We start from the raw sequence: 13,067 nt of genomic DNA on the forward strand, positions 1-13,067 counted from the left end.
CTTTTTCCCGTGGACTCCTTCCGCTGTCCGTGAGCAAGGAAACGTACGGCATGCTTCGGGAACCCTCGTTTTTTACATTTCCGTAAACACCCTTTCCGTCTGATTTTACATTTTCGTAATGAAATCCCGGCTTCCCATAGCGGCCTTCCCGGGGAACTTTCTTCCGGAATGCACCAAAAGACATTGATTACCATAACTTTAATATTCATTCACATCACCCGCGCCAGGCGAGTCAAAAAAGCTGGCACGCTTCTTGCTGCATAAAAGATGTAACAGTTAACCATAATGAGTGACTCTACCAGAACACAAGCCATCAGCGCCATCGCCTCCCTGCCCGTGAGCGGGGTGAGCGAGAGCGCCCCTGTCAGCATTGATTATTACGGCGCCGACGTTTTCAGCACGGAGGTGATGAAGCAGTACCTGCCCAAGGATACGGCCAAGGCCCTTCTGGCTACCATCCAGGACGGCCTGCCTCTGAACGCGGACATCGCCGCGGATGTGGCCCATGCCATGAAGCAGTGGGCCCTGGAACGGGGGGCCACCCATTACACCCACTGGTTCCAGCCCATGACGGGCTCCACGGCGGAAAAGCATGATTCCTTCCTGGACCCCCGGGGCATGGAGGCCATCATGAGCTTTTCAGGCAAGAACCTGATCGTGAGCGAGCCGGACGCGTCCAGCTTCCCTTCCGGTGGCCTGCGCTGCACGTTTGAGGCCCGCGGCTATACCGCATGGGACCCCACCAGCCCCGCGTTCATCAAGCGCCACGGCAACGGAGCCACCCTGTGCATCCCCACCGCCTATTGTTCCTACACGGGAGACGCCCTGGACAAGAAGACCCCCCTGCTCCGTTCCCGGCAGGCGCTGAGCAACGCCGCCAGAAGGCTGATGAAGTGCTTCAACCTGCCGGATTCCCGCGTGACCATCACGCTAGGAGCGGAACAGGAGTATTTCCTGATTGACAAGAATTTTTACCTGAACCGCCCGGACCTGGTCCAGACGGGACGCACCCTGTTCGGCGCGCCGCCCGCCAAGCACCAGCAGCTGGAAGACCACTACTTCGGCTCCATCAAGCCCCGCATCCTGAATTTCATGAATGATGTGGAAACGGAACTCTGGCGGCTGGGCATTCCTGCCAAGACGCGCCACAATGAGGTGGCTCCGGCCCAGTTTGAGCTGGCCCCCCTGTTTGAGGACGTGAACCTGGCGATTGACCACAATATGCTGGTGATGGAAATCCTGCGCCAGCAGGCCAGCAGGCACGGCCTGGTATGCCTGCTCCATGAAAAGCCCTTTGTGGGCGTCAACGGCTCCGGCAAGCATAATAACTGGTCCATCTCCTACGGGGACAAGAACCTGCTGGACCCCGGCACGGACCCGCAGCAGAATGCCATTTTCCTGACGGTGCTGACCGCCATTATTGAAGCCGTGGACAAGCACAGCGACCTGCTCCGGACTTCCGTAGCCAGCGCCGGGAATGACCACCGCCTGGGCGCGAACGAGGCGCCACCCGCCATTGTTTCCATTTTCCTGGGCGACCAGCTCAATGAGGTGATTGAGAATATCATCAACGGGGAAGCCGGATGCGGCCGGCGGAATGACACGCTCAAGATCGGCGTGGATACGCTGCCCGTCCTGCCCAGGGACGCCACGGACCGCAACCGCACCAGCCCGTTCGCCTTCACCGGGAACAAGTTCGAGTTCCGCGCGCCCGGTTCCGCCCAGTCCTGCGCCGGGCCCATGATTACCCTGAACACCATCGTGGCGGAGGCCTTCGATTCCCTGGCGGAAGAACTTTCCTCCTTCGCACCGGAGACTTTCCTGGCCCAGCTTCAGGAAACGCTCAAGCGCCGGATATCCGAACACAGGAGGATCATTTTCAACGGAGACAATTATTCCGGGGAATGGGTGAAGGAGGCGGAACGCCGCGGCCTGCCCAACCTGAAGAATACGATGAGTGCCCTCCATACTCTGGTTAATGAAAAGAACGTGGCCCTGTTTGAGAAGTACGGCGTGTTTTCCAGAAGGGAGCTGGAATCCCGGTTTGAGATTTTCCTGGAGGAATACCACAGGCGCATCCGCATTGAAGGGCGCCTGTCCTGGGAAATGGCCGCCACCATTATCCTCCCGGCCTTGCGCAATGAATACAAGCAAACCGTTTCCGCGCTTTCCAGGGCGCTGGACGCCAAGCAGACCACCGGCACCGTCTCCCTGCGGAAGCTGGCGGACAAGCTGGGCGACGCCCTGGATTCCATCGTGTCCGACCTGGATACGCTGGAAACGGCGCTCACGAGCTGCCATGAGGACATCCTTGCCGGGATGTCCCGATTGAGAACCAGCGTCGACGCAGCAGAAGCCCTGGTGAACGACCGGTCCTGGCCTCTCCCCAAGTACCGGGAAATGCTGTTCATCTATTAGGGTGCGGACGCCGCTCCGGAGCCGCTCCGCCCTCCTGCGGGAAATCTTCTCCCCGCAGGAGGTCCGGCAGGGCTCCGGAGCCTTGGCGCGCCCCGGTCCGCCCCGCATTTTTCCCGCCGTTTTCCGCCTCGCCCCAACCCCTGAAAAATCCGCGTCATTGGCCGTAAAAAAACTTTCCTCAGGAGCCCTGCGGGCACTTAATTCCCCCGGCGGAAATCTACGGCCCGAACCCGCAAGATTCTTCCATCGCCATTATGCCTAAAGACACCTCCATCAAAAAAATTCTCGTGATCGGCTCCGGCCCGATCGTCATCGGCCAGGGTTGCGAATTCGACTACTCCGGCACCCAGGCCTGCAAAGCCCTCCGGGAAGAGGGTTATGAAGTGGTGCTGGTCAATTCCAATCCCGCCACGATCATGACGGATCCGGAGACCGCCCCCCGCACCTACATTGAACCGATCACTCCGGAGTTTGTGGAGAAGATTATCATCCGGGAGAAGCCGGACGCCCTTCTTCCCACCCTGGGCGGCCAGACAGCCCTGAACTGTGCCATGGAACTCTTCCGCAGCGGCGTGCTGGAACGGGAGAACGTGCGCATGATCGGTGCCAACGCGGACGCCATTGACCGCGGGGAGGACCGCAGCCTGTTCAAGGAGGCCATGATCCGCATCGGCCTGGACGTGCCGTGCTCCGGCATTGCCCACACAATGGAGGAGGCCCGGCAGGTGGCCCGGGACATCGGCACCTTCCCCCTCATCATACGCCCCGCCTTCACGCTGGGGGGCATGGGCGGCGGCGTGGCGTACAACAAGACGGAGTTTGAGGAAATCTGCGCCCGCGGGCTGGACCTCTCCCCCGTTTCGGAAATCCTGATTGAAGAATCCCTGATCGGCTGGAAGGAGTTTGAAATGGAAGTCATGCGAGACCGCGCGGACAATTGCGTGGTGATCTGCTCCATTGAGAATATCGACCCCATGGGCGTTCATACCGGAGATTCCATTACCGTGGCCCCCATCCAGACCCTGACGGACCGGGAATACCAGGTCATGCGGGACGCCTCCTTCGCCGTGATCCGGGAGATCGGCGTGGAGACGGGCGGCTCCAACATCCAGTTTGCCATTAATCCGACCAACGGGCGCATGATCGTCATTGAGATGAATCCCCGCGTTTCCCGTTCCTCCGCCCTGGCCTCCAAGGCCACCGGCTTCCCCATCGCGAAACTGGCCGCCAAGCTGGCCGTGGGCTACACGCTGGATGAATTGCGCAACGACATCACGCGGGAAACGCCCGCCTGCTTTGAGCCCACCATTGACTACGTGGTCACGAAAGTTCCGCGCTTTACGTTTGAAAAGTTCAAGCAGGCGGACGAGCACCTGACCACCTCCATGAAATCCGTGGGGGAAGCCATGGCCATCGGCCGCACGTTCAAGGAGTCCCTGCAAAAGGCCCTGCGCTCCCTGGAAACGGGCCGCTGGGGCTGGGGTTTTGACGCCAAGGCTCCCCGCGGCGCGACGGCGGAGGAGATTACCCGGAAGCTGGGCGTTCCCACCGCGGAACGCATTTTCTGGATCCAGACGGCATTCAGCAACGGCTTTACGCTGGAGGAGGTGCACCAGATCACCCAGATAGACCCCTGGTTCCTGGCCCAGATGCAGGAGTTGGCGAAGGCGGGAGACCGCCTGGACACGCTGGACCTGCGGGAAGCCAAGAAACTGGGCTTTTCAGACAGGCAGATCGCGCTGGCCCGCGGAACCACGGAAGAACATATCCGGAAGGAACGCGTGGAACAGGGCATCATTCCCGGCTACCGCCTGGTGGACACCTGCGCGGCGGAATTTGAGGCGTATACGCCCTATTTTTATTCCACTTACGGGGATGAAAACGAGGCGCGCGACACGGGCCGCAGGAAAATCCTCATTCTGGGCGGTGGACCGAACCGCATCGGCCAGGGCATTGAGTTCGACTACTGCTGCGTGCACGCCTCCATGGCCCTGCGGGAGCTGGGTTATGAAACCATCATCGTCAATTCCAATCCGGAAACCGTCTCCACGGACTATGATTCCTCAGACAAGCTTTTCTTTGAACCCCTGACGCTGGAAGACGTGCTGCACATCTGCGCGCAGGAAAAACCGGACGGCGTCATCGTGCAGTTCGGCGGCCAGACGCCGCTGAACCTGGCCAACGCCCTGGAGGCTCACGGCGTGCCCATCATCGGCACCAGCCCGAAGGCCATAGACCTGGCGGAAGACCGGGAGCATTTCTCCGCCCTGCTGAAGGAGCTGGGACTGAAGCAGGCGGATGCGGGAACGGCCACCAACGTGGAGGATGCCGCCGCCATCGCCGCGCGCATCGGCTATCCGGTGCTCCTGCGCCCCTCCTTTGTCCTGGGCGGCCGCGGCATGATCATTGTGTATGAAGAGAAGGAACTGCGCCGGTACATGACGGAGGCCGTGGAGGCGTCCGAGGAACGCCCCGTGCTGATCGACCGCTTTCTGGAAAACGCCGTGGAAATTGACGTGGACGTCATCGCGGACCGGGAACGGGCCGTCATCGGCGCCATCATGCAGCACGTGGAACCGGCGGGCATCCACTCCGGGGACTCCGCCAGCATGATTCCGGCCATGGGCATTTCCATGAAGATGCACAAGGAAATCACGCGGGCCTCCAAGGAACTGGCGCGCCGCCTGAACGTCTGCGGGCTGATGAACATCCAGTTTGCCGTGAAGGACGAACAGCTTTACGTGATTGAGGTCAATCCGCGCGCCTCCCGCACGGTGCCCTTCGTCTCCAAGGCCATCGGCAAGCCGCTCGCCAAGCTGGCGGCCCAGATTATGGCCGGAAAGACGCTGGCGGAACTGGGCTTCACCCGGGAAATCACGCCGGAATACCACTGTGTGAAGGAGGCCGTCTTCCCGTGGGGCCGCTTCCCGGGCATCGACGTGGTGCTGGGACCGGAAATGAAGTCCACCGGGGAGGTCATGGGGATTGACCCGGACCCGGACATCGCCTTCGCCAAGTCCCAGATCAGCGCCTTCAACCCGCTGCCCACGGAGGGCAAGGTGTTCATCTCCGTGAATGACCGTGACAAGGAACGGGTGCTCCACATGGCCCGCCAGCTGGTGGACATGGGCTTCATCCTGTGCGCCACGCGCGGCACGATGATCCACCTGCTCCAGCACGACATTGAATGCGAACGCGCCTACAAGGTGAACGAGGAGCGCCGCCCGAACATCGTGGACCACATCAAGAACGGGGAGATCAATTTCATCATCAATACCCCCGGCTCCCATGACGCCCGCGCGGACGACATCATCATCCGCTCCTCCGCCATCGCCACCAAGACGTCCTACTGCACGAACCTGGCCTCCGCCCAGGCCTGCGTGAATGCCATCGAGGCGCTGAAAAACAGGGACCTCCAGGTCCGCACCATCCAGGAATACCACGCTGAAACCCTTTAACCCCGCACCATACAGAATACCCATATCATGAGAGCCATTCTCGCACTGGAAGACGGCAGCGTCTTTATCGGTTCACACTTCGGAGCCACGGGCACGGAAGTGGGGGAAGCCTGCTTCAACACCTCCATGACCGGCTACCAGGAAGTCCTGACGGACCCGTCCTACAGCGGCCAGATCGTCACGATGACCTATCCCCTGATCGGCAATTACGGCGTCAACCCGGAAGATTACGAGTCCGGCAAGGCGCAGGTCAGCGGTTTTGTGGTGGCGGAGCTGGCGAAGGTCCACTCCAACTGGCGAGCCACGGAGGCCCTGGGTCCGTGGCTGGAAAAGCAGGGCGTCATCGGCATTGAGGGAGTGGACACCCGCAAGATCGCCAAGCACCTGCGTTCCGCCGGAGCCATGCGCGCCTGCCTCACCACGGAACTGACGCCGGAGGAAGCCGTGGAAGCGGCCAGAAAGGCCCCCTCCATGGAAGGCTGCAATATCGTGGACAAGATCGGCTCCCATCCCATGACGCCGGAGGAAGTGGACGCCCTGGTGACGGACCGGGAACTGCCCCCCGTGGAGTATGACCTCGTGGCCTTCGACTTCGGCATCAAGTACAACATCCTGCGCCAGCTGCGGGAAAACGGCTTCCGCGTGACCGTAGTTCCGGCCCACGCCACGGCGGAGGAAGTGCTCGCCATGAAACCGGACGGCGTCTTTCTTTCCAACGGGCCCGGGGACCCCGCCACGCTGACGGACATCCACCGGGAGGTGGAGTCCCTGCTCGGAAAGGTCCCCATGTTCGGCATCTGCCTGGGGCACCAGATCATTTCCCACGCGCTTGGAGCGAAGACCTTCAAGCTCAAGTTCGGCCACCGCGGGGCCAACCACCCGGTGAAAGACCTCCGCACGGGCAAAATCAGCATCACGTCCCAGAACCACGGATTCGCCGTGGACCCGGACACCGTGCCGGACGACGTGGAGATCACGCTGGTGAACCTGAATGACAATACCGTGGAAGGCATTGCCCACAAGACGCTTCCCGTTTTCAGCGTGCAGTACCATCCGGAAGCCGCTCCCGGCCCCAGGGATCCCCAGTACCTGTTCCGGGAGTTCAAGCAAATGATTGCATCCCGCAAACAATAAGCGTCCTGCCGGCGCGCCGCCCTCTTCAAAAGCCGGTGCATTTTCCTCGTCATCATGGGAAGAATGCATTATTTTTGACGGAGGGCATCCATCATGCCTCCGGAGGGTTTCACTCCAGGCCTCCTCAACCAGCAAACACCTGAAGTATACATCACATGAGCAAAATCGCATTGATCTCCGGCATTACGGGGCAGGACGGCTCTTTTCTCGCCGAGTTCCTGATCGACAAAGGTTATGAAGTCCACGGCATCCTGCGCCGCTCCTCTTCCTTCAACACGGGCCGCATTGAACATCTTTACCTGGACGAGTGGGTCCGGGACATGAAGAAGAACCGCCTGGTCAACCTCCATTACGGCGACATGACGGATTCCAGCTCCCTGATTCGCATTATCCAGACCGTGCAGCCGGATGAAATTTACAACCTGGCCGCCCAGAGCCATGTGAAGGTCAGCTTTGACGTGCCGGAATACACGGCGGAAACGGATGCCGTGGGCACCCTCCGCATGCTGGAAGCCGTCCGCATCCTGGGCATGGAGAAGAAATGCCGCATTTACCAGGCCTCCACCTCCGAACTCTTCGGCCTGGTGCAGGAAGTCCCCCAGAAGGAAACCACCCCGTTCTACCCTCGCTCCCCCTACGGCGTAGCCAAGCAGTACGGGTTCTGGATTACCAAGAATTACCGGGAATCCTACGGCATGTTTGCCGTCAACGGCATTCTGTTCAACCATGAGAGCGAACGCCGCGGGGAAAACTTCGTCACCCGCAAGATCACGCTGGCGGCGGCCCGCATTGCCCAGGGCATGCAGGACAAGCTTTACCTGGGCAATTTGAACGCCCTGCGCGACTGGGGCTATGCCAGGGATTACGTGGAATGCATGTGGCTGATCCTCCAGCATGACAAGCCGGAAGACTTCGTCATCGCCACCGGGGAGATGCACACCGTCCGTGAATTCTGCACGCTGGCCTTCCGCGAAGCCGGGATAGAACTGGAATGGGAAGGCGAAGGCGTGGAAGAACGCGGCCGCGACAAAAAGACGGGCAATATCCTGGTGGAAGTGGACCCAAAATATTTCCGTCCTTCCGAAGTGGAACAGCTGCTGGGAGACCCTACCAAGGCCAGAACCCTTCTGGGCTGGAATCCCACCTCCACGCCGTTTGAGGAGCTCGTGCGCATCATGGTGAAGCATGACATGGAGTACGTCAAGAATCCCGTCAATGGCTGAGATGGAAAAAAACAGCGCCATCTTTGTGGCCGGGCACCGCGGCCTGGTAGGTTTCGCCATCTGGAAATCCCTGGAAAAGAAAGGGTATTCCAACCTGATCGGCCGGACGCACCGGGAACTGGACCTGGAAGACCCGGAGACCGTCCGGGAATTTTTTGACCGTGAAAAGCCGGAATACGTCTTTCTGGCGGCGGCGTTTGTGGGCGGCATCATCGCCAACTCGCGCTACCGCGCGGATTTCATCTTCCGCAACCTCCAGATTCAGCAGAACGTCATCGGGGAAAGCTTCCGCCACGGCGTCTCCAAGCTCCTTTTCCTGGGGAGCACGTGCATTTATCCGCGTGAGGCCCCCCAGCCCATGAAGGAGGACGCCCTGCTCACTTCCCCGCTGGAATATACCAACGAGCCCTATGCCATCGCCAAGATCGCAGGGCTGAAGATGTGCGAAAGCTTCAACCTCCAGTACGGCACCAACTATATTGCCGTCATGCCCACGAACCTGTACGGCCCCAATGACAATTTCCACCTGGAGAACAGCCACGTGCTGCCCGCCATGGTGCGCAAAATCCATCTGGCCAAATGCCTGATGGAGGGGGACTGGAACGCCGTGCGGAAAGACATGGCCGCCCGTCCCGTGGAACAGGTGGACGGAACGGCTCCGGAAGAAGCCATCCTGGCCGTGCTGGGCAAGTACGGCATCACCCCCGGTTCCGTGGAACTGTGGGGGACGGGTACGCCCCTGCGCGAATTCCTGTGGAGCGAGGACATGGCGGACGCCTGCGTCCACGTGATGGAACGGGTGGATTTCAGCAATCTGAAAGGAGAGGGCCGGGAAGTCCGCAACTGCCACATCAACATCGGCACGGGGAAGGAAATTTCCATCGGCGATCTGGCGCGGCTCATCGCCGCTACGGAAGGCTACCGCGGAGAACTGGTGTTCAACGCGGACAAGCCGGACGGCACCATGCGCAAGCTGACGGACGTTTCCAAGCTACACTCCCTGGGCTGGACCCACCGGGTGGAACTGGAGGAAGGCGTGGAACGCATCTACCGGTGGTACCTGGACCAGGCGGAAGCCGCCGGACATTAACGCCGCCTCCGGCCGCCCGCACCGCCCATGAGCCACTTTCCAGACAGTAATGATACGGCTCCTGCCAAACCAAGCCTGTGGGCGCTGAGCCCCCTGCTGGTTTTCTTCCTGCTTTACCTGGTGATCTCCGTAACCGTACGGGATTTTTACGCCGTCCCGGTGACGGTGGCCTTTACGGCTGCGGCTGTCTGGGCCGTGCTCATCACCCGCGGGAAAAGCATGGCGGAGCGGGTGGACCTGTTCTCCTCCGGAGTAGCCAACAGGAACATCCTGATGATGATCTGGATATTCGTGCTGGCGGGCGCATTCGCCCAGTCCGCCAGGGACATGGGCGCCATTGACGCCACCGTGCAGCTTACCCTGCGCCTCCTGCCGGACAACCTGCTGCTTGCCAGCGTCTTCATTGCCTCCTGCTTCATTTCCCTTTCCGTAGGCACCTCCGTAGGCACCATCGTAGCGCTGGCTCCGGTAGCCGTGGGACTGGCCGAGGCCACGCAGGCCGGCACGGGGATGATGACGGCCATTGTGGTGGGCGGCGCGTTTTTCGGAGACAACCTTTCCTTTATTTCAGACACTACAATTGCCGCCACCCGGACGCAGGGATGCGCCATGAGGGACAAGTTCCGGGCCAACGTGAAGGTGGTTTTCCCCGCCGCTCTGCTGGCCCTGGCCTGCTATGTGCTGCTGGGCTGGAACGTGCAGTCTCCCCCCATGGGAGACGCCCCCATTGAATGGATGAAGGTTTTCCCCTACCTGCTTGTGCTGGCGACGGCGCTGGCCGGAGTCCATGTCATGGTTGTCCTGACACTGGGACTGCTCGCCACGGGACTTGTGGGAGTAGGCATGGGGTATTTTTCCTTCATGGCCTGGTTCCGCGCCATGGGCGGGGGCATGACCGGCATGGGGGAACTGATCATCGTCACCCTGCTGGCCGGCGGCGTGCTGGCCCTGATACGCTACAATGGGGGCATTGCCTACATCATCGGAAAAATCACGTCCCATATCCGGGGGCGGCGCGGGGCGGAATTCAGCATCGCGGCCCTTGTCTCCATGGCCAATCTCTGCACGGCCAACAATACGATCGCCATCATCACGGCAGGCCCCATCGCCAAGGAGATCAGCGACAAATTCCACATTCCGCCCAGGCGCAGCGCCAGTATTCTGGATACATTCTCCTGCCTGGTCCAGGGCGTTATCCCCTACGGGGCCCAGATGCTGATGGCGGCGGGCATCGCCCAGGTTTCCCCGCTCATGATCATGGAGTACCTGTACTACCCCCTGATTCTGGGGGTTTGCTCCATCGCCGCCATCGCCCTGGCTCCCGGAAGGGCAAGACGGCGCAGGAAAAGCTGACGGACGTCCGGCAAACGGGGCTTAACCCGGGGTGCCGCACCTTTTTGTTACCGACATGTTATCCTTGTTATCCTCATGTTACTCAACATATGGAGCTCCTGTGTTATCATATATGCATGAGCCTTCATATCGAACCTACAGAAGAAGCAGTAGACACGCTGCGCAAGGAAAGGCGGAAAAATTACATTGCCGCCCTGGCGACATCCTTTCTCTCCGTCATTCTTGCCGGAGCCATTCTCTATTCCCTGACCATCATCATCGCTCCCCCGGAAGAGCCCAAGGTCGTCGGCTACATTACGCCTGACGAGGCCCCTCCGGCGGATACGCCTCCCCCGCCGGAAGTGCAGAGGGAAACCTCCTCTTCCTCCCATGCGGAAACGCCCGTCAAGGTAGTGGTGGCCGCGGCGGCGGCCCCGGTCAGCCTCCCCAAGATTGACATTGATCCTCCGGATGAACCCGTCATGCTGGAGGAAGGAACCGCGCTGGGCATGGGAGACGGATTCGGCCCCGACCTGGGGGATTCCACCTCTGCCTTCGGCACGTCCCAGCCTTCCGGCAGTACGCTGGTAGGTACCTTTTACGATGCCAAGCAGACGCCCGGAGGACGCCCTACCAATATGAACATGGAGCAGTACCGCGCCTTTCTTTCCCGCTTTGTCAACAAGGGCTGGAATGAGTCGGAGCTGAACCGCTTTTACAAGGCGCCCCAGCAGCTGTACGCCGCCCAGTTCTACATCCCCAGAACCCCCGCCAAAGACGCGCCCAAGGCCTACGGATGCGACGACAAGGTCAAACCCAGCCAGTGGCTTGCCATTTACCGCGGCAAGGTTCGCGCTCCCAAATCCGGAACGTTCCGTTTTGTAGGCCTGGGGGACGACTATCTGGCAGTGCGGTTCAACAACCAGAACGTATTCGACTACGGCTGGGAATCCGCCTCCCTGGGAAAAATGACGGCGAATAACGCGCAATGGCTGGATGCCATGGAAGGCAAACCCGGCAACGACGCGCAGAAAAAGGAACTCAAGGACATCGGCATCAACGTTCCGCCCGTCACGTTCTACAAGTACGGCACCTCCGGACACTGGAACAACACCATGCGCGGCGTAGCCGCCGGCAAGCCGTTCACGGTGGAGCAAGGCAAGGTATACCCCATTGAAATCCTGGTCAGCGAAGGTCCCGGCGGGGAATTCGGCATGACTCTTCTTCTGGAGGAAGTGGGGGTGCCCCCCATGAGCAAGGATCCCAAGACGGGCGCGCCCATCCTCCCGCTGTTCCGGACCAATTACGGCGTACCGAAGCCTGATAAAAGCAAGGAATACGTGCCGTTTGATGAAATCGGCATCGTCTGGGAATCCATCAAATAAGCCGGAAGCGCCCTATTGCCCCTCCTTCATGCCCGCAGGCCTCCTGCGGGCATTTTGCTTGTCTGCCCGTAAAAGATGGCCTACGCTCCCTCCACGATCATGCAGCCTTTCCGCTTTCATTCCATCTACCAGCCCCGCATCTGGGGCGGCCAGCACATGAGAACGTTGCTGGGCCGGGAATTGCCCGACCGGGAAACGGCCTACGGGGAAGCCTGGGAAATCAGCGACCGTCCGGAAGCCATGAGCGTGGTGCGGGAAGGAGAATGGGAGGGGACGCCCCTGCACCGGCTGTGGGAGGAACGGAGGGAGGAAATTTTCGGCCCCGGCTATGAACGTTTTCCGCGCTTTCCCCTGCTCTGCAAAATTCTGGATGCCCGTGAAAACCTTTCCGTCCAGGTTCATCCCCCGGAACGCACGGCAGCCGCCCTGAACGGAGAAGTTAAAAACGAAGTCTGGTACGTGCTGGACGCGGACCAGGACGCGCTGATTTACGGAGGGATGAAAGAAGACGCCACACCCGGAGACATCCGCCGCGCGGCGGAAACGGGCCGGATGGAAGAACTGATACGCTCCACCCATTTGAAGGAAGGGGAACATCTTTACATTCCCGCGGGCCTGGTCCACGCCATCGGCGCCGGCCACCTCATTGCAGAAATCCAGCAGAATAGCGACACTACCTACCGCCTTTATGACTGGAACCGGACGGACGCTTCAGGAAAAGGGAGGGAACTGCACATGGATCAGGCTCTGGATTCCATCGCGGAATTCCGGAAACTCAGCCGTCAGCCCGGCTACCTGACTGAAATGCCGTACTTCACCATGGAGGAATACCGGTTGGACAGGGGAGAGCGTTTCACCCAGCCGGACGCTTTCCGCTTTGCCATTTTCACGGTTCTCCGCGGCTCCGTAGCATGGGATGGAAAAACGGCCCGGCAAGGGGAATTCATCCTTTCCCCGGCCGGCGCGGACGCCGTTACCGCCGCGGAGCCGGGGACCGTTTTGCTTTTAACAACGGTTTGAACAGGCC

The 13,067-nt window shown here is 60.4% G+C and carries 8 protein-coding genes; all 8 read left to right on the plus strand.

All coding sequences use genetic code 11. The features are described from left to right. Positions 1–285: 285 nt before the first annotated feature. Positions 286–2,418: a glutamine synthetase III gene (locus tag HHJ06_RS02005; RefSeq protein WP_251841376.1), complete on the plus strand. Its 2,133-nt coding sequence runs from the start codon at positions 286–288 to the stop codon at positions 2,416–2,418. 254 nt (positions 2,419–2,672) lie between these two features. Further along, positions 2,673–5,876 carry a carbamoyl-phosphate synthase large subunit gene (carB, locus tag HHJ06_RS02010; protein WP_215427117.1) on the plus strand — a complete coding sequence of 1,068 codons (3,204 nt, stop codon included), beginning with the start codon at positions 2,673–2,675 and terminating at the stop codon, positions 5,874–5,876. 27 nt (positions 5,877–5,903) lie between these two features. Further along, entirely contained in the window at positions 5,904–7,010 is a 1,107-nt protein-coding gene (gene carA, locus HHJ06_RS02015; protein ID WP_215427118.1) for a glutamine-hydrolyzing carbamoyl-phosphate synthase small subunit, read from the plus strand. Positions 7,011–7,165: 155 nt separating this feature from the next. After that, entirely contained in the window at positions 7,166–8,233 is a 1,068-nt protein-coding gene (gmd, locus tag HHJ06_RS02020; protein ID WP_215427119.1) for a GDP-mannose 4,6-dehydratase, read from the plus strand. A 1-nt stretch (position 8,234) separates the two neighbouring features. Then, positions 8,235–9,323 carry a GDP-L-fucose synthase family protein gene (locus HHJ06_RS02025; RefSeq protein ID WP_215427351.1) on the plus strand — a complete coding sequence of 363 codons (1,089 nt, stop codon included), beginning with the start codon at positions 8,235–8,237 and terminating at the stop codon, positions 9,321–9,323. Positions 9,324–9,350: 27 nt separating this feature from the next. Then, complete coding sequence (locus tag HHJ06_RS02030; RefSeq protein ID WP_215427120.1) at positions 9,351–10,676, plus strand: Na+/H+ antiporter NhaC family protein; 1,326 nt, start codon at positions 9,351–9,353, stop codon at positions 10,674–10,676. Between the two features lie 116 nt (positions 10,677–10,792). Then, on the plus strand, positions 10,793–12,040 hold the full coding sequence (locus HHJ06_RS02035; protein ID WP_215427121.1) for a hypothetical protein: 1,248 nt from the start codon (positions 10,793–10,795) through the stop codon (positions 12,038–12,040). A gap of 75 nt (positions 12,041–12,115) precedes the next feature. After that, complete coding sequence (locus HHJ06_RS02040; protein ID WP_215427122.1) at positions 12,116–13,060, plus strand: type I phosphomannose isomerase catalytic subunit; 945 nt, start codon at positions 12,116–12,118, stop codon at positions 13,058–13,060. The last annotated feature ends 7 nt before the right edge of the window (positions 13,061–13,067 follow it).

The sequence above is a fragment of the Akkermansia muciniphila genome (assembly GCF_018709685.1).
In the GTDB taxonomy this organism is placed as follows: Bacteria; Verrucomicrobiota; Verrucomicrobiia; order Verrucomicrobiales; family Akkermansiaceae; genus Akkermansia; species Akkermansia muciniphila_E.